Here is a 16848-nt window from a genome sequence, read left to right on the forward strand (position 1 = left end):
ATTAAGAATAACTTCTGAATAAATAAAATGGAATTGTATTTTTTTATGATACCAACACCCGTACTTTTTTAATGCGCTTCTTGTCGGCCGACTGGACCTTGAACGTTACGTCGCGGTGCATGGCAATTTCTCCCGTGCGCGGAAGCCTCGAAAACAGTTCGAGCAATAAACCCGCCAACGATTCGCTATTGCCCCTGACCTCGTCGAAATAATCGGTTTCCAGACTCAGAATGCGGCAAAGATCGTTGATCAGCACTTTACCTTCGAATACATAAGTATGCTCGTCAACCTGTGTATAATTGACCTCCTCGTCTTCGTCGTACTCATCGTTGATGTCCCCGAAAATTTCCTCGATAATGTCTTCCAGCGTGATCAACCCGCTCGTTCCGCCATATTCGTCGACAACGATCGCCATATGCACGCGCCGGTTTTGAAAATCTTTCATCAAATCGTCGAGGCGCTTGCTTTCGGGAATGAAATAGACCGGCCGCAGCAATTTTTGCCAGTTAAAATGCTCGTCCAGGTGAATGTGAGGCAGTAGATCCTTGACATTCAAAATCCCCTCGACATGATCCAGGTTGTCGCGATAAACCGGCACCCGCGAGTAACCCGATTTATTGATACGGTCCATTAATTCGTGAAAGTCGAGTTCGATATCAAACGCGGTAATCTGGACCCTCGCCTGCATTGCCTTGCGGGCATTGGTTTGCCGGAAATTGGCAAGGCCGCGCAAAAGATCCGTTTCCTCCTCGCTCTCGGCTTTGGCTTCCAGCATTTCGGTCGTGATTTCCGCACCTTCGGGCGTCAACACGCCGAAAGAATAGCCAAGTTTCATGACCGGTTGCGTCAGTGGCTTGCATATCCTGATCAGGAACTGGGTCAGGCCGGAAAGTTTTGGAATAATATCCTGTGCATTGCGTGCGGCATTGTAGCGAACCATCGCGTCCAGCCAGATCCATAAGACCAGGAATGCCAGTACCGACCAGCGAACCGCTTCGGCATTCCCCGATTGCATTTGAAGCCACGCCAGGCGGGCAGCGAGCAACAATGCAAACAATGTGATACCGCGTTGTACCAGTGAAAGCGCTAACTGCTGGATACGTGTCGGTAAGTGATTTTCGCCTTCCGCTTTCCGTTCCCACGGATTTTCCATAGCACCGGAAGCCGCATACGCCGCGCGGATTCCCGACAGGAACAAGGAGATGATCAGAAGAAAAACAACAAGAATAAGGTCGTAAGGAGCCAGGAAATCAACGGGTATGATAACCCCTGCCAGAGTGGTTTGCGTACTTTCCCGGGGAAAACGGATCCCCGTACGCGTTCGGGCAAGCGGGTCGTCACTGTCTTCTGTTTCTTTCACGAAATGTCAGAGAATGTTCAAAATAGGTATTCAATCAGATAAATGTAGCGAATCCCGCTTAAAAACTGCGTTTATTTTGGAATAAATACATTTTGAACGGGATTCGTTACTATCGTCCTGAATACATCAGAACGGCAGATCGTCGTCGTCACCGTTGCCTGCCGCCATGGACGGCGGCACCGGATCGGACGGCCGCGGCGCATTGTTGCCGCGCGGTGCATTGCCCGATTGCTGGTAGCCGCCCTGGTTACCTCCCTGGTTATAGTCACCACCCGAGTTGGAGCTCGGCCCGCCAAGCAGCGTCATACTGCTGGCACGGATGGTTACGCCGGTACGCTGCTGGCCTTCCTTGTCCGTCCACGTGTCCGTGCGGATACGGCCTTCAATATACACCTGGTTACCTTTTTTAAGGTATTTCTCGGCCACTTTCGCCAGCCCTTCCCAAAGCTCGATGCGGTGCCATTCGGTATTATCGACACGCTCACCGTTTTTATTCGTATAGGTCTCGGTCGTCGCGATGTTGAACTTCGCTACGGCTGATCCGCTTTCGAGGTACCGGACCTCCGGATCGCTGCCCAGGTTACCGATTAGAATTACTTTGTTAACACTTCCTGCCATGATTTAACGTGGTTAATGTTTGTTGCAACTTTAAATATAGGCATATTCCATGAAAAATGCCTGCTAAACGTCCTGCTCGGTGATCTTACCGGTAACCTTGTCTTTCAGGATCAATTTGTTGCGACCATCGTGCGTTACCTCCTGCTTTATGAGATAATGCGTCTCATTGTAGGAAACATAGTTGGAAGGTTTTTCCACTCCCTCGCGCCCACGCCACACCGGCAGCTCCACTTTTTCCCAAAGTTTCGATTTCGCCGATTTATAAGCTGCATCGATCACCGCATTCACGATGTAACCGTCGTAGAACGTCTCCGCCGGCTGCGTACCCTTTTCGGCTGAATTGAACATATCTGTAAACATATGATTGTAGCCCAAATCATTCACTTCGTCTCCCACCGGGAACAACCAGCCGGTATTGCTTTCGGCCTTTTCGGCCACGTATTCCTCGCCGGTACCATCCGGATTTTGGCCTGTCGTGAACATTTCGAAGCCGGTCCTCAAAAAATTGTTGATCCAGATCGTACCCTCGGTTCCCATTACTTCGTCGCGCAGATCCATTCCGCCACGGAACGTCCAGCTCACCTCAAACTGCCCGATAGCGCCGTTTTCATATTTAACCAATGCAATCGCATGGTCCTCGGCGTCGATGGGTTTTACCTGGGTGTCTGCCCAGCACATCACTTCCACCGGCTTAATATCCTTACCGATAAAATTCCGTGATATTTCAATGCAATGGCAACCCAGATCCAGAATGCAGCCGCCACCCGCCTGCTCGATATCCCAGAACCACTCGCTGTGCGGGCCCGGGTGTGCCTCGCGTGACTTGGCCCAGATAATACGGCCCAACGAGCCGTTCTTCACACTCTCGAGCGATTTCAGAAACTTGGGTGTATAGCAAAGATCTTCCAGATAACCTGCGAAAATCCCGGCTTCTTCCACGGCTTTCAGCATACGCAACGCTTCCGCGCCGTTACGGCCAAGCGGCTTGGTGCACACCACGGCCTTTTTGTGTTTGGCACAAAGCATTACCGCTTCCTCGTGGATATTGTTCGGCAAGGCAATGCAGACCATGTTCACGTCCGGGTGTGCAATCACCTCCTCCATGTTCGACGACCAGAAGTCGCAACCGTAATCGCTGGCAAACTTTTTAGCGCTTTCTTCGCGCCGGGCGTAAATGGCTACGACACGGTCGCGGCTGCGCTGGCCGTGAATGGATTCCGCATAAAAACGTCCGATAAAGCCGGAGCCAAGCATTGCGATTTTCTGCATACAGTATTCAGTTTAAAGTTTTAGGAACAGGTCGTGTATTGTCATTAATGGTCAGGAGTTGTCAGGAGTAGTCAGGAATGGTCAGGAATGGTCAGGAATGGTCAGGAAATATTCGCCAGGATTGACCATACATGACGACGAATGACCAAACATGACTATTTAAGACGTCTTCACTTCATTCTCCCAGCCGGTAGGTTTCAGCGCCGGGTCGTTTTCCTTTTTGAGGAAATCCGCATTTTCGAATGATTGCGCATTCCATTCCAGCAATGCATGGTCGGGCACGATGGAAACCGGAACCCGCCATGACGTCGAAGTCTCGGCATAGGCAATGTTGGATTGAGAATTATAGCAGGAAATCAGCGACCAGCGCGGGTGCGCGGAAAGGTTCGCTTCCGAACGGTGCATGAGGTTGCTGTGAAAAAACAATGCGTCGCCAGGCTCCAATTCACAATAAACCAGGTCCATTGTTTTCAGTGCATGGTTCACCATTTCCATGTCCGCGCCTACCTGCTCGCCCGCGAAGCCATGGTTGACGCGCCCCATTTTGTGTGAACCTTTGATGACCTGCAAACAACCGTTTTCCTTGTTTGCCGGCGTCAAAGCGATCATTACGCTTATCAGTTGATCGGGGAAAATAAACTGATTTTTATACCAATATCCATAGTCCTGATGCCATTCCCATGCCCCGCCTACTTTCGGTTCTTTTTGCATGAGTTTGGTATGAAAGTGGCAAACCTGGCTGTCGTTCTGTAAAAGTTGCCACACCGAATTGACCATTCTCTCGCTGCGGATCAGGTATCCGAATACATCGTCGCCGGGCGTAAACCACAACGACAGTTTGGTCTTCTTTCCCGACTGGTCGTTCAGGTCCATCGCATTCTTTTGCATCACCGAATTTTCCAATGCGGTATGATACAGTTTTTCCACTTCCTCCATCGAAAACAGGCTCTTCACGACAATATAACCGTCGCGGTTATAGTCGGCGATCTGGCTGGCATTCAAACTGAAACTTCCCATATTGCTAAGTGTTTAGTACAAAAATATATTACTTAAAACACGATTTAATCGGCAGATGCCTTCCAAACCGCCTGCTCAATAATAAATGATCCGGCGGTCAGAGGTAATTTTCTTCCCGCAGTACCGTATCGATCAGGATCGGCTTCGGAAGCACTTCTACTTCCTCATGACTGTAAAAAGCCATTCCGTGGGGCAAATCTATCCTTTCGGTTTCAGGAATTTCCAGCCACCAGAATCGCACCTGCAGCCGCTGGTGGGTGAGGATGTGGGAATAAACTTTCGGGATTTCGGTTAGACGGCCTTTTGAAACGAGCTTTTGGAAAACGGGGTCGGCGATCGTCAGAGAGTCAGGGGTTATGGCCGGGGCTTTGGATTCGACAAGGTGAAAATCGTAGAGGCCTTTCCAGATGTCCCGGCCCCGGCGCTCGTACAATGCCAGCTTGTCGCATTGCCTGATGATGAAGTAGTTAAAAAAACGGTGTTTAATTGTCAGCTTCTTGATTTTTACAGGCAGTTGCCCCTGCATTTGATGTCTGTAAGCAAAACAGCGGTCATCAAATATACAAACCACGCAATTCGGCGAGGCCGGTACGCATTGCAGTGCTCCGAACTCGATCATTGCCTGGTTATAAGTCGCCGGATCCTCCCTCGATACCAGCAGCTTCGCCAGCGCTGCGAACTCCTTTTTCCCTTCGTTGCTCAGCATATCCGACCGGATGCCGAAAATCCGGGCCATTACCCTGTACACGTTCCCGTCGATGGCGGGCACCGCTTCGCCGAAAGCAAATGATGCTATCGCCGCTGCGGTGTATTGCCCCAGCCCTTTCAGCTTCAAAAGTTCCCCCCGATGTTCCGGGGAACCGCCCATTGTATTCGTTTACGACCTGCCGGGCCGTGAAATGCATGTTGCGCGCCCTCGAATAGTAGCCCAGCCCCTGCCAGAGCCGCAGCACATCGCGCTCGTCGGCGGCCGCCAGGTCCGAAACCGTGGGGTATTGTTCGATAAACCGTTCATAATAAGGCAACCCCTGTGCGACGCGCGTCTGCTGAAGTATTACTTCCGATAACCAAATTTTATACGGATCTTTGGTTTCCCGCCAGGGCAAAGGGCGGTGGTTTTCAAGATACCAGGATTTCAGTCTTACGTTGAAATCGATCACCTCCAAATCCCCGGGTATCATATTATTTTCACTTATGTGCACTGTTTTTTAACGAATTATATAAAAAAAGGGAAAGATCATCCTTTTAAGTTTTATTAAAATTACCGTACCTTTGTGTTCCCAAAATTTACAGGAGTAAGTAAATTAATGAAATAATATCCACTTAAAGTAAACAATCAAAGTGACTAAGGCAGACGTAATCGCACAGATTTCTGAGAAAACAGGCGTAGACAAGGGCGACGTTCAGCAAACGCTAGAATCGTTTTTTACCGTGGTAAAGGACTCACTTTCTGATGGTGAGAACCTTTATGTAAGAGGTTTCGGTAGTTTCATCAACAAAAAACGTGCGCGCAAAGTAGCCCGCAATATTTCGAAGGGAACTTCCATGATTATTGACGAGCACTTTGTACCAAGCTTCAAGCCTGCAAAAGTTTTTGTTGAGCAGGTAAAAGAAAGTGACAAACTGAAAGCCGTCGCTGAAAAGTAATTTACCTGAAACAGGTTGGGTTATAAGAGTATGAAAAAGTCCATTCTCCTTTCTTGTGTGCTCGCAGTTGCACTGGTGGGAACGTTATTCAGCCTTCCCAAGGTAGTTGTGAACAACAAGGGCAAGGATGTGGACAAGGAGAGGAGCCAGTCGGCGACCGCGGCAAATGCAACGGCACCCGCTGCGACTGAATCCGCCTCCGGATCGCATGATGGAGCCGCTTTAACCCCTGATCAGCAGAAAGTGGTGGATCAGCTGAGAAGCGGCTTCAATCAGGCGGGCGATAAGGACAAGGTTGCGGCAGGCATCAGGCTGTCGGACGAATTTGCGAAGCTTCCAGAAATTTGACAGCGCTGCATTTTATGCCGAAAAAGTTGCCCTGCTGTCCCCGGCAATCGAAAACCTCATGCGTGCGGGCGACCGCTACTATGAGGCCTACGGATTCGCGGTGGACGAGCAGAAGTCGAAGAACCTCGGTATCAAAACCCGCGAATATTATCAAAAAGTTATTGACCAGAATCCCGGACTGTTGACTGCAAAAGCCAACATGGCGATGACGTACGTGAACACGGAAAACCCGATGCAGGGAATCCTGATGTTACGCGAGGTGATCGACGCGGATCCGACCAACGAATTGGCATTGTTCAATCTGGGGATCCTGTCCATGAGATCTAACCAATATTCAAAAGCCGCTGACAGGTTCAGACAGATTTTAGCCAACAACCCGGCCAACACGAAAGCCAAGTTCTACCTCGGCGTTTCACTGGTCGAGTTGGGCGACAAGGAACAAGCGAGCAAAGTTCTGTCGGAGGTTAAAAAAGAGGAGAAAGACCCGGCTATCCAGCAAGCCATCGGCGAGTTGGAAGGTCGTCTGGGCAACTGATCATCAGGTCACTAAGGAAATTATTACTTATTTATAAAACGACATAATCATGCCTTGCGGAAAAAAGAGAAAAAGACATAAGATCTCCACTCACAAGAGAAAGAAAAGACTCAGAAAAAACAGACATAAGAAGAAATAAATGGTATGACCGGGTTTTAACTACTAAGATCCGGTCATCCTTATTCCCCACGTTTGTATCCCGCTAACAGTCTGATATGCGGGGAGTTAAGTATCAACATTATCTAGCCATTCAGTTGGTTGAACATTGAGTAACGAATTATTAATCAATTCTACTCAAAAGGGAGAGCGTATAGCCCTTTTGCAGGATAAACGTCTTTTAGAATATCACGTAGAAACACCGGATCAGAGCTTTACCGTTGGTGACATTTACCTTGGTACTGTTCGGAAACTGGTGGCAGGGCTCAATGCTGCCTTTGTAGACGTTGGTTTTGAGAAAGATGCGTTTCTGCATTACCTCGATCTGGGGCCTAATATCAACTCGCTTAACAAGCTCACCAAGGACGTTATCGCCAAACGCACGCATACCGGCAACCTGAAAAATTTCAAGATGGAGCCGGAGATCGAAAAGCTTGGTAAGATCGACAAGGTCCTGTCCAAAAATCAGCCTATTCTGGTCCAGATCGTCAAGGAGCCTATTTCCACCAAAGGACCAAGGCTTTCGTGCGATATTTCGATCGCCGGACGGTACATTGTTTTAGTACCATTCTCCAATTCGGTAAACCTTTCGAAGAAAATCACCGACAAGCAGGAACGCAACCGTTTGCAACGGCTGATGTCTTCCATCAAACCCCAGAACTTCGGGGTGATCATCCGTACCGTAGCAATGGGCAAGGATGTGGAAGAGCTCAACAAGGATTTGCAGGATTGTCTCGACAAATGGGAGAATGGTATCAAGGCACTGAAAGACGCCAAGCCTCGCGACCGCGTGATCGGCGAAATGAACCGTGCCTCATCGATCATCCGCGATATGCTCAACGAATCGTTCGATAGCATTACCGTCGATTCGAAGGATGTTTATGATGATATCAAGGCTTACATTCACAACATCGCGCCGGAGAAGGAAAATATTCTCCGCTTGCACAACGGCAAAAACAAGCTGTTCGAGCAATTCGGACTGGAAAAACAAATCAAATCACTGTTCGGGCGCTCGGTAAGCCTGCCTAACGGCGGTTACCTGATCATCGAACATACGGAAGCTTTGCACGTTATCGACGTCAACAGCGGTAATAAATCCAACTCGGAAGAGGACCAGGAAGCTACTGCGCTGAGCGTCAACCTTGAAGCCGCGAAGGAAATTGCCCGTCAGCTGCGTCTGCGCGATATGGGCGGTATCATCGTCGTCGACTTTATCGACATGAAGAAGGCGGAGAACAAGCGTACGCTGTTCGACGTCATGCGCGACGAAATGAAGGGCGACCGGTCGAAATACACCGTGCTCCCACTTTCAAAATTCGGCTTGCTGCAAATCACGCGTCAACGTGTAAGGCCGGAAATGAACATCGTTACCCGCGAAACCTGCCCAACCTGCGGCGGTACGGGCACGATCCAGGCGAGCATCCTTGTATCCGACGTGATCGCCAACAATCTCGACTACATTCTCACCAAGCAGAACGAGCGCGGCATCACCATTTCGCTCCATCCGTTCCTGCATTCGTATTTCACCAAAGGACTGATTTCCGAGCAGGTGAAATGGTTCTTCCATTACAAAACCTGGGTAAAACTCATCAAAGATTCGTCATTGGGTGTGGTGGATTTCAAGTTCCATAACCGGTATGGAGAGGAAATCGAGATTGTGCCAGTGAATTAACGGCCTTCGGCTTTCGGCGATCAACTACTTTCCTTTCCAGATGGGTTCCCGCTTTTCTTTGAAGGCTAATGCGCCCTCTTTGGCGTCTTCTGTTTGAAGTAGCTTGTCCAGCTCGCTTTTTAAAAACGCATGTTGCTCGCTTTGAGGCAGATTCTGTATTTTTTGCAAACCACGCATTCCGCATTGTATGGACAATGGAGCGCTGTTACAAATGTGGGCAGCCAATGCATTCACTTCCCGTTCAATCGCTCCTCTATCTGCCAAATGCGTAACTAGGCCCATTTCCAGCGCCTCCTGACCTGAATATGCTTTACCGGTGATGGACATTTCGAGGATTTTTCTTTGAGACATAATCGGCAAAAGCGAGGCCATTACCTGCATCGGCCAGATACCCCGCTTTACCTCCGGCAAGCTGAAAGTGGCCTCCGGCACACTGAAAACGAACGTGCAGCCGCAAATGAAGAGAAAGCCCCCAGCCAGCACCGCTCCTTCCACCTGTGCAATGCAAGGTTTCAACAACTCGTTGAATGCATCCCCTATTCGTGCCTCTTCGTGTATTCGTGGCAATAACTCATTCACAGTGTTCGCAGACCGATCATGAAATGCATTCAAATCCGCCCCGGCACAAAACACCGGCCCTTCGGCTTTCAGTACCACGCACCGGATATCCGTTTGATAATGCGCGTAGGCCAATGCATAAATGATTTCTTCCGCCATCGTCGGAGTGAATGCATTGCGCTTCTCCGGCCGGGCCAGTGTGATGGTAAAAAGATGTCCGGTCTTTGCAGTTTTGATGTGCAAAAACCGGACGTTATCGAAAGTCTGAATATCTTCTTCGGAGTAGAATCGCATGCCAAAACAGGGTTGGTTCGCTTTGGCAAGTATAGCAAATTATCGGGTTACCACACCCTCCACCATTTTAATATACTGCGCGATGCCTTCTTCGATTTCGTGCAGGTAGATAAATTCATCCGCACTATGTGAGCGGGCGGAATGGCCGGGACCCATTTTCAGCGAGGGGCAATCCAGCAAAGCCTGGTCCGAAGTCGTGGGGGAACCATATGCATTACGGCCCAATTTCAATCCTTCAAGCACAATCGGATGATCCATTGGGATGCTGGAAGGCCGCAAACGAATCGAGCGCGGCACTACTTCCGACTGGATATTGGCCTTAATTTCCGCAATAACCTCTTCCAGCGTATACTGATCCGTCACGCGCACGTCGATCGTGAATGTGCAGGCGTCGGGTACCACGTTATGCTGCGTGCCCGCATTGATGATCGTCACCGACATTTTAATAGGGCCCAGCGTTGGGGATACTTTAGGGAATTTGTGTTCCGTAATCCACCGAATGTCCTTTAACGCCTTGTAAATCGCATTATCGCCTTCTTCACGCGCAGCATGACCGGAGACGCCCTTCGCGGTACAATCCAGCACGAGCAAGCCTTTTTCGGCAACCGCCAGATGCATTTCCGTAGGCTCTCCCACAATCGCGAATGCAATTTCCGGCAGTTCAGGGGCAACGATTTCGAGGCCTTCTTTGCCCGAAATCTCTTCCTCAGCCGTTGCGGCGATGGCAATATTATAGGTAAGGTCTTCCCGGTCGTAGAAATGGCAGAATGTAGCAATCAGCGATACCAGGCAACCACCCGCATCATTACTTCCTAAACCGTACAACCTCCCATCCTGCTCAATAGCCTTGAACGGGTCGAGCGTCCATGATTTGTTAGGCTTGACAGTGTCGTGGTGCGAGTTGAGCAGCATCGTGGGTTTACTCGCATCGAAATGCTTGTTGTAAGCCCAGAGGTTGTTCTTTTTAGTATAAAAAGGAATGTTCTTTTTAGTAAAGAAACCCGCCAGAATTTTGGCTGTGTTCTCCTCTTCCTTACTGAAAGACGGCGTTTCGATGAGGTTCTTTAAAAGCGCGATGGCCTCGCCGGATAGCGTTTGTAGATTCTCCAAAGTGTTTACCATCTTACCTGTCCGTCTCCTTTCACAATCCATTTCTCGGTTACCAGTTTTTCCAATGCGAATGGCCCTCTCGCGTGCAGTTTCTGTGTCGAGATACCGATTTCCGCACCTAATGCAAACACTCCGCCATCCGTAAAGCGGGTGGAAGCATTGGCATAAACCGAAGCAGCATCTACTTCTTTCAGGAAGGTTTCAATGGCTTCTTCGTCGCTGGAAACGATAGCTTCCGAGTGCCGGGAAGAATAGTTTTCGATTTGTTTCAATGCATCTTCCAATCCGTCGACGACTTTTACCGAGCATTTGAAATCCAGGAATTCCTTGCCAAAATCGTCTGCACTGGCCCTTTGCAAATAGGGATACCCGGCATTTTGGAGAATGTCGTAAGACGCTTCGTCTGCGAAGACCTCGACATTCCATTTGATGAAGTCTTCTTTCAATTTGGGCAAAAACTCGCCTGCTACCTCTCTATCCACCAAAACGGTGTCGAGCGCATTACAGGCAGCCGGTTTGGAAACTTTCGCATTCACGACAATCTGCGCGCCTTTGTCGAGATCGCCGGTTTTTTCAATGTAAGTATGGCAAACACCCGCGCCGGTTTCGATCGTAGGCACGAGCGAATTCTGGCGCACGAATTTGATCAAACCTTCCGAGCCGCGTGGAATGATGATGTCCACGTATTGAATGGCCGTCAGCAGCTCCCCTACAAACTCGCGGCCGGTCGGCAGCAAAGTAACAGCCGCCGCAGGCACACCGAATTCAGCCAGCGATTCATGAATAAGACTCACCAGATAATTGTTGGAATGCTGCGCTTCCTTACCGCCTTTGAGCACGCACGCATTCGCCGAGCGCAGGCATAACGAAGCCACATCAATCGTCACATTCGGGCGCGATTCGTAGATAACGCCCACCACGCCCAGCGGCACGGCGATTTTTTTCAGGGAAAGTCCCTGCTGAATGGTTTTATCGACAAAAACTTCACCCGTCGGGTCCGGAAGCTCGGCTACCTCAATCAGACTTTGCGCCAGTTCGTTGATCCGCTTCTGGTTCAGGAGCAGGCGGTCCTTTTTCGGGTCGGCATCATCCATCAAATCCAGGTCTTTCCGGTTTTCGGCGATGATGTTTTCGGCATTGGCCAGCACTTTGGCGGAAAGGTGGATCAGAAGATCGGCCCTTTGCCTGTCTGTCAGCCGGCGAACGGCAGCTGATGCCTCCCGCGCTTCCTTTAATTGGGGTATTATCGATTCCATTATAACAAAACTATATCATTGGCATGCGCCACTTCAAAATTCACTGTTTTCAGATTGCTGCGGATCGCAGAAGATGTCTCACGCGCCCGCGCGACGGCAATCATTTCGTCGTCCGACGAGTATATTTCAATAATCTCACCCGCTTCAAAATCGCCCGTCACTTCGGTTACGCCTACTGCCAGCAGACTTTTCCGCTTCAATAATGCTTTCGAAGCGCCTTCATCGACACGCAGTGTGCCGGATACCAGGCCTCCGCTTCCCAACCAGCGGTTACGGGCCGACAGTGTGCTTTTGCCCGGCGTAATTACTGTTCCTGCCTCGCCTTTCAATGCATGGAGCAGTTCGTTCGGTTGGTTCATGCCAAAAATCACCACGCGAATGGCCATTCTGGACGCCAGTTTGGCGAAGGTCAGCTTGGAAGCCATTCCGCCGAGGCCGAGGAAAGATTTATCTGTCCTGACAAACTTAAAAACCTCGTTCACATTGGATACGTTCCGCAGGATTTTACCTTCCTCATCGAGCAGGCCGCCCACCGAGGTGCAGAACATCAAAGATTCAGCCCCGAAACCCACGGCCAGCAATGTAGCCAGCTCGTCGTTATCCGAAAATTTCAACTCACGGTCGCTCACCACGTCGTTTTCGTTCACGATCGGGATAATTCCGTTTGCCCACAGTTCTTCGAAAGTCTCTTTGAGTTGCAGGAATTTGTTGCGGTTCGCGAAATGCTGCCGCTCGCAAAGGCTTTGGGCAATGTAAATTTTATTCGGGGCAAAATAGGATGCATAGAGGCCCACCAGCAATGGGTTACCGACGGACGCCGCTGCCTTTCGCTGGGTCATTGTGCCCTTATAATCATTGATATAGGCCTTACCAGCGCCCACCGCACCCGACGAAACGATGATAATGCGGTACCGGGAATGGATTTCCGAAACCTGCCGGGCTATTTCCGAAATGATCCTGACATCAGGTTCACCGGAAGGAAGCGTGATAGAGGCCGTCCCGAACTTTATGACGAGAATAGGTTTTGACACTTTGGTATTCAAATAAGCGGCACCGATCGCGGCGCCCGGTAATCGATCTGGCGCCAAAAATACTTCTTTTCAAATGAAATCGGATGCCCTACCCTCGCCCGCCGCGCATTTGGCACATTATAATTCGCTTAAAACTGCGGCATTAAATGTTCTTCTGATCTTTAACGCCTTTTGAAGCCGATCGAGATATTCATCCCTCGGTATCTCGATAGCACCATAGCGGAGCACATTGTCATTGATAAACTGCGTGTCGAGCAATGCGAACCGGTTCAGTTTAAGGATTTGTATCAAATAGTGGAATGCGACTTTCGATGCATTGCTCTCGATCGTAAACATCGACTCACCGAAAAATACCCCGTTAATAGAAACCCCGTATAGCCCCCCCACGAGCCTGCCCTCGCGCCACGCTTCCACGCTATGTGCATAGCCGATCTCATGCAATGCGGTGTAGGAAGCGATGATCTCCTCCGAAATCCACGTCCCCGGCTCGTTCGCACGGGGAAGCGCGCAACCACGCATAACCCCCTCGAAATCGGTATCGACGCGGATATCGAAATGCTTTTTATTGAGCACCGGCCGGAGCGATTTGGAAGGTTTGTAAGTATCGATGGGAATAACGGCCCGCGGATTAGGCGAGTACCAGTAAATCGTACCGTCGGCCTCGGCCATCGGAAATATGCCATTGATATAGCCGTTTAGCAAATCGTCGGTACTGATTGCAGACATGAAAGCCACTGAATTATGGGGTAATAATATTGTTGATCGAAGTGTGAATTGCACGAAATCGGGTGCCGCCGCAAGTTCGTTTTTTTCAAAGTTTGCCGTTCAAAACGAACCATAAAAATATATCTTCTGTTTCTTTGCTGTAAGATTTTTTTTTTGAAAATTTGCAGCCTCTTAGACGCACAAGCAAGTCAATGAATCACAACGGCATACATACAGTTCTGCATACTACGCCTTTCCGATTCAGGTCCCCACGGACCGCATAATTTCCTTTTACCTACGTGGTAAATATCTAATCCCCGCAATTTTCTTACAATTTCTAGACGTCCCATCGTTTGTCTCTGGGTTAGTTAATTATTGTCTTGAACATTTTGTCAGCATCGTCATCAATGAAAAATACCGAAGTAGTGGGCAGTAAGTTTATCGTACAGACTGCCAATGAAAATCATCTCCATTACGCCGAACAAATCTGCGCGGAAATGGAGGAGAGCGCCAAAAAGCGCGGTACCGGTATAGCCAAACGTTCCCCAGTGTACATTATGGAGAAAATGGTGGAAGGAAAGGCCATCATTGCCACCACCGACACCGGCGAATGGGTAGGGTTTTGTTACATCGAAACCTGGGAGCATGGAAAATTCGTGGCGAATTCGGGGCTAATCGTACACCCCGATTTCCGCAACAGCGGCATGGCGAAGGCGATTAAAATGAAAGCATTCGAACTGTCGCGCCAAAAATATCCTGATGCCAAGATCATCGGTATCACTACGAGCCTTCCGGTGATGAAAATCAACTCGGACCTGGGCTACGAACCTGTTACGTTCAGCGAATTGCCCGCCGACGACGCATTCTGGAAAGGCTGCGCCAGCTGCGTGAATTACGACGTATTAACCCGGACCAACAGAAAGCATTGCCTTTGCACTGGCATGATGTATGATCCGGAAGATAAAAAGAACACAGCCAGCACTACCAACGGTGCCGAGCCCGAAAAACACACCTGGGATTTCCTGAAAGAATCGAGCCTTTACGAGCGCTGGATGCGCATTAAGCAACGCATTTTGCTGCGAAGGGAGGAACGTGCCAAAAAGAAAAACGCCGGGGCCGTGCTGGTACACTAATGTGCCGCACACTTTGATAGATTTCAGTATCTCATTTTTAATACCCCGCCCGGCAGCCAAAAAGGCCCGAAGCGGGGTATTTTTTTGTTACTGTCAATTAGCACACTGCTTTTCCCGGTTTGGGAATACGTTTAGGCTAAACTTGCGTACTTTTGCAGTCAGTATGAGGATATTCACACGAGGCACACTAAGAACATTCTGGGATCAACAACCGGACGCAAGGCCGGCGCTGGAATTTTGGCATGACGCTGTCGAGAAAAACAACTTCCAGAATCCCAATGAAGTGGTCCGGTTCTTCAAGAATGCCGATGCCGTTGGAAACGGCAGGATCGTGTTTAATATCACACACAACAAATACCGGCTGGTCGCCAAGTTTGAATATGAACGGCAGTTGGTTTTTGTCAGGTTTATCGGAAGCCATAAGGAATACGACGAGATAGCAGACATTAAGAATATTTAGCAGATCGCAGATAATGAGCGCATTAGCAATCAATTTAAATGAGATCACCATTAAGCCGATCACCAATCAGGCCGACTTCGAAGAAGCCAGCAAGGTGATTAATGCATTGATGGATGCCGATCTGCTCGAAGACGGAGCCGAGCGCAAAAAGGCGCTGGATATTCTGGAAGCCATTACCGTGCTGGCGATCGATTATGAGAAGAAGCATTATCCGATGCCCAAACCGGATCCAATCGAAGCGATTAAGGAACGGATGGAGCAGTTGCATTTGAGCAGGAAAGACGTAGCACCTTATTTTGGCGGTGAGAACCGGGTTTCAGAAGTTTTGAATAAAAAGAGAAACCTGACGATTAAAATGATCCGGGAAATCAGTAAAAATCTCGGGATACCAGCGGAAACGCTCCTGGCAGCAAGTTGAAACACCATTTAGATAAATAACAGTTTAGAATCAGTATCCATACCAATAAAAAATGTCACAGCCCAAAGTAGTATTAGCGTTTTCAGGGGGACTTGATACCTCCTTTTGTGTAAAATATTTAGCCGAAGACAGAGGTTATGAAGTGTATTCGGTTTTGGTCGACACCGGTGGTTTTTCGGACGAAGAGCTGAAAACGATCGAGGCGAATGCCTATGCTTTGGGCGTGAAGCAGCATGCCACAATTTCGAAAACCAAGGAATATTACAACGACTGCATCAAATACCTGATATTCGGTAATATCCTGAAAAACAATACTTATCCGCTTTCCGTAAGCGCCGAGCGTATTTTCCAGGCCGTTGCAGTGGCTGAATACGCCAAAGAAATCGGTGCGAGCGCGATCGCGCACGGGAGCACCGGCGCCGGTAACGACCAGGTTCGTTTCGATATGGCGTTCCGTATCATCGTTCCGGATGCAGAGATCATCACACCAATCCGCGACCTGAAACTTTCGCGCGAAGCAGAAATCGAATACCTGACCGCGAAAGGCGTTTCCCGCGACTGGACCAAGGCTGCGTATAGCATCAACAAAGGCCTCTGGGGAACCTCGGTAGGCGGTAAAGAAACACTGACTTCGGACCAATATCTGCCGGAATCGGCGTGGCCGACGCAAATCACCAAAACAGAGCCGGAGCGCATTACATTGGAATTCGTGAATGGTGAACTGAAAGGCGTTGCCGGCGAAGCGTTCGATAACTCTGTGACTGCCATTCAAAAACTGGCCGAAATCGCGCAGCCGTTCGGCATTGGCCGGGATATCCACGTGGGCGACACCATTATCGGTATCAAAGGCCGCGTAGGTTTCGAAGCCGCCGCTCCGTTGATCATCATCAAAGCGCACCATACGCTTGAAAAGCATGTTTTGACAGAGCAGCAATTGTACTGGAAAGAGCAGCTTTCGAACTGGTATGGCAGTTTGCTGCACAAAGGCCAGTTTGTGGAACCGGTCATGCGTAACATTGAAACGTTCCTGGCTGATACGCAGTCGCACGTGACGGGGAAAGTGCACGTTTATCTGGCTCCATACCGCTTCCATGTGGAAGGTATCGAGTCACCTTATGACCTGATGTCGTCGAAATTCGGCAGCTACGGCGAGATGAACAACGCCTGGACCGGCGATGACGTGCGCGGCTTCTCGAAAGTGGCCTCGAACCAGGTGATGATTTATGAGAAAGTGGGTGAGTCGGTTAATCAATAGTTGATA

18 protein-coding genes and 1 pseudogene are annotated in these 16848 nt (G+C 49.4%); 8 read left to right on the forward strand and 11 right to left on the reverse strand.

Annotated elements, in window-relative coordinates; genetic code table 11:
- Positions 1-43: 43 nt before the first annotated feature.
- The 6 genes and pseudogenes from ABV298_RS10610 to ABV298_RS10635 form a co-directional block, all read right to left on the reverse strand.
- Positions 44-1360, reverse strand: coding sequence for a transporter associated domain-containing protein (locus tag ABV298_RS10610; RefSeq protein ID WP_353722093.1), 1317 nt, complete (start codon positions 1358-1360; stop codon positions 44-46).
- A 126-nt stretch (positions 1361-1486) separates the two neighbouring features.
- Complete coding sequence (locus ABV298_RS10615; protein ID WP_353722094.1) at positions 1487-1978, reverse strand: single-stranded DNA-binding protein; 492 nt, start codon at positions 1976-1978, stop codon at positions 1487-1489.
- A gap of 63 nt (positions 1979-2041) precedes the next feature.
- On the reverse strand, positions 2042-3247 hold the full coding sequence (locus ABV298_RS10620; RefSeq protein ID WP_353722095.1) for a Gfo/Idh/MocA family oxidoreductase: 1206 nt from the start codon (positions 3245-3247) through the stop codon (positions 2042-2044).
- A gap of 159 nt (positions 3248-3406) precedes the next feature.
- Positions 3407-4264, reverse strand: a complete 858-nt coding sequence (locus ABV298_RS10625) for a phytanoyl-CoA dioxygenase family protein (RefSeq protein WP_353722096.1) — start codon at positions 4262-4264, stop codon at positions 3407-3409.
- A gap of 97 nt (positions 4265-4361) precedes the next feature.
- On the reverse strand, positions 4362-5132 hold the full coding sequence (locus ABV298_RS10630) for an NUDIX domain-containing protein (protein WP_353722097.1): 771 nt from the start codon (positions 5130-5132) through the stop codon (positions 4362-4364).
- A 7-nt stretch (positions 5133-5139) separates the two neighbouring features.
- A pseudogene (locus ABV298_RS10635) lies at positions 5140-5445 on the reverse strand (A/G-specific adenine glycosylase); the annotation flags it as partial.
- Positions 5446-5605: 160 nt separating this feature from the next.
- Between ABV298_RS10635 and ABV298_RS10640 the strand changes: the two are divergent.
- The 4 genes from ABV298_RS10640 to ABV298_RS10655 all read left to right on the forward strand — a co-directional run bounded on the left by ABV298_RS10640 (position 5606) and on the right by ABV298_RS10655 (position 8622).
- On the forward strand, positions 5606-5911 hold the full coding sequence (locus ABV298_RS10640) for an HU family DNA-binding protein (protein ID WP_015813879.1): 306 nt from the start codon (positions 5606-5608) through the stop codon (positions 5909-5911).
- A gap of 30 nt (positions 5912-5941) precedes the next feature.
- Positions 5942-6259 carry a hypothetical protein gene (locus ABV298_RS10645; protein ID WP_353722098.1) on the forward strand — a complete coding sequence of 106 codons (318 nt, stop codon included), beginning with the start codon at positions 5942-5944 and terminating at the stop codon, positions 6257-6259.
- The gene (locus ABV298_RS10650; protein WP_353722099.1) at positions 6237-6794 is read left to right on the forward strand and encodes a tetratricopeptide repeat protein; all 558 of its coding nucleotides are present in this window, start codon (positions 6237-6239) and stop codon (positions 6792-6794) included. Before ABV298_RS10645 ends, ABV298_RS10650 begins: the two co-directional genes overlap by 23 nt.
- Before the next feature lie 265 nt (positions 6795-7059).
- Positions 7060-8622 carry an Rne/Rng family ribonuclease gene (locus tag ABV298_RS10655; RefSeq protein WP_353722100.1) on the forward strand — a complete coding sequence of 521 codons (1563 nt, stop codon included), beginning with the start codon at positions 7060-7062 and terminating at the stop codon, positions 8620-8622.
- Between the two features lie 24 nt (positions 8623-8646).
- Here the strand turns inward: ABV298_RS10655 and ABV298_RS10660 are convergent, their stop codons facing one another.
- From ABV298_RS10660 to aat, 5 genes are all read right to left on the reverse strand, one after another.
- A complete protein-coding gene (locus ABV298_RS10660) occupies positions 8647-9474 on the reverse strand; it encodes an enoyl-CoA hydratase-related protein (protein ID WP_353722101.1) in 828 nt (275 codons plus the stop codon).
- 39 nt (positions 9475-9513) lie between these two features.
- The gene (locus ABV298_RS10665) at positions 9514-10596 is read right to left on the reverse strand and encodes a M20 family metallo-hydrolase (RefSeq protein WP_353722102.1); all 1083 of its coding nucleotides are present in this window, start codon (positions 10594-10596) and stop codon (positions 9514-9516) included.
- The gene (locus ABV298_RS10670) at positions 10590-11840 is read right to left on the reverse strand and encodes a glutamate-5-semialdehyde dehydrogenase (protein ID WP_353722103.1); all 1251 of its coding nucleotides are present in this window, start codon (positions 11838-11840) and stop codon (positions 10590-10592) included. The genes ABV298_RS10665 and ABV298_RS10670 overlap by 7 nt, the downstream gene beginning before the upstream one ends.
- Entirely contained in the window at positions 11840-12871 is a 1032-nt protein-coding gene (proB, locus tag ABV298_RS10675; protein ID WP_353723170.1) for a glutamate 5-kinase, read from the reverse strand. The genes ABV298_RS10670 and proB overlap by 1 nt, the downstream gene beginning before the upstream one ends.
- Before the next feature lie 117 nt (positions 12872-12988).
- On the reverse strand, positions 12989-13597 hold the full coding sequence (gene aat, locus ABV298_RS10680) for a leucyl/phenylalanyl-tRNA--protein transferase (RefSeq protein WP_353722104.1): 609 nt from the start codon (positions 13595-13597) through the stop codon (positions 12989-12991).
- Positions 13598-13983: 386 nt separating this feature from the next.
- On the opposite strand from aat, the gene ABV298_RS10685 reads away from it, so the two are divergent.
- From ABV298_RS10685 to argG, 4 genes are all read left to right on the forward strand, one after another.
- Positions 13984-14709: a GNAT family N-acetyltransferase gene (locus tag ABV298_RS10685; RefSeq protein WP_353722105.1), complete on the forward strand. Its 726-nt coding sequence runs from the start codon at positions 13984-13986 to the stop codon at positions 14707-14709.
- Between the two features lie 163 nt (positions 14710-14872).
- Positions 14873-15169 carry a type II toxin-antitoxin system HigB family toxin gene (locus tag ABV298_RS10690; protein ID WP_353722106.1) on the forward strand — a complete coding sequence of 99 codons (297 nt, stop codon included), beginning with the start codon at positions 14873-14875 and terminating at the stop codon, positions 15167-15169.
- Between the two features lie 13 nt (positions 15170-15182).
- The gene (locus ABV298_RS10695; RefSeq protein ID WP_353722107.1) at positions 15183-15587 is read left to right on the forward strand and encodes a helix-turn-helix domain-containing protein; all 405 of its coding nucleotides are present in this window, start codon (positions 15183-15185) and stop codon (positions 15585-15587) included.
- Positions 15588-15639: 52 nt separating this feature from the next.
- The gene (gene argG, locus ABV298_RS10700) at positions 15640-16842 is read left to right on the forward strand and encodes an argininosuccinate synthase (RefSeq protein ID WP_353722108.1); all 1203 of its coding nucleotides are present in this window, start codon (positions 15640-15642) and stop codon (positions 16840-16842) included.
- Positions 16843-16848: the final 6 nt, after the last annotated feature.

This window comes from Dyadobacter sp. 676, from assembly GCF_040448675.1.
Classification (GTDB): Bacteria; Bacteroidota; Bacteroidia; order Cytophagales; family Spirosomataceae; genus Dyadobacter.

Excerpts from the sequence above, each read along its gene's own strand:
- ABV298_RS10615 (WP_353722094.1), bottom strand. The coding sequence starts at position 1,978 with ATGGCAGGAAGTGTTAACAAAGTAATTCTAATCGGTAACCTGGGCAGC.
- ABV298_RS10620 (WP_353722095.1), bottom strand. The coding sequence starts at position 3,247 with ATGCAGAAAATCGCAATGCTTGGCTCCGGCTTTATCGGACGTTTTTAT.
- ABV298_RS10625 (WP_353722096.1), bottom strand. The coding sequence starts at position 4,264 with ATGGGAAGTTTCAGTTTGAATGCCAGCCAGATCGCCGACTATAACCGC.
- ABV298_RS10630 (WP_353722097.1), bottom strand. The coding sequence starts at position 5,132 with ATGGGCGGTTCCCCGGAACATCGGGGGGAACTTTTGAAGCTGAAAGGG.
- ABV298_RS10645 (WP_353722098.1), top strand. The coding sequence starts at position 5,942 with ATGAAAAAGTCCATTCTCCTTTCTTGTGTGCTCGCAGTTGCACTGGTG.
- ABV298_RS10660 (WP_353722101.1), bottom strand. The coding sequence starts at position 9,474 with ATGCGATTCTACTCCGAAGAAGATATTCAGACTTTCGATAACGTCCGG.
- ABV298_RS10665 (WP_353722102.1), bottom strand. The coding sequence starts at position 10,596 with ATGGTAAACACTTTGGAGAATCTACAAACGCTATCCGGCGAGGCCATC.
- ABV298_RS10670 (WP_353722103.1), bottom strand. The coding sequence starts at position 11,840 with ATGGAATCGATAATACCCCAATTAAAGGAAGCGCGGGAGGCATCAGCT.
- aat (WP_353722104.1), bottom strand. The coding sequence starts at position 13,597 with ATGTCTGCAATCAGTACCGACGATTTGCTAAACGGCTATATCAATGGC.
- ABV298_RS10685 (WP_353722105.1), top strand. The coding sequence starts at position 13,984 with ATGAAAAATACCGAAGTAGTGGGCAGTAAGTTTATCGTACAGACTGCC.
- ABV298_RS10690 (WP_353722106.1), top strand. The coding sequence starts at position 14,873 with ATGAGGATATTCACACGAGGCACACTAAGAACATTCTGGGATCAACAA.
- ABV298_RS10695 (WP_353722107.1), top strand. The coding sequence starts at position 15,183 with ATGAGCGCATTAGCAATCAATTTAAATGAGATCACCATTAAGCCGATC.
- argG (WP_353722108.1), top strand. The coding sequence starts at position 15,640 with ATGTCACAGCCCAAAGTAGTATTAGCGTTTTCAGGGGGACTTGATACC.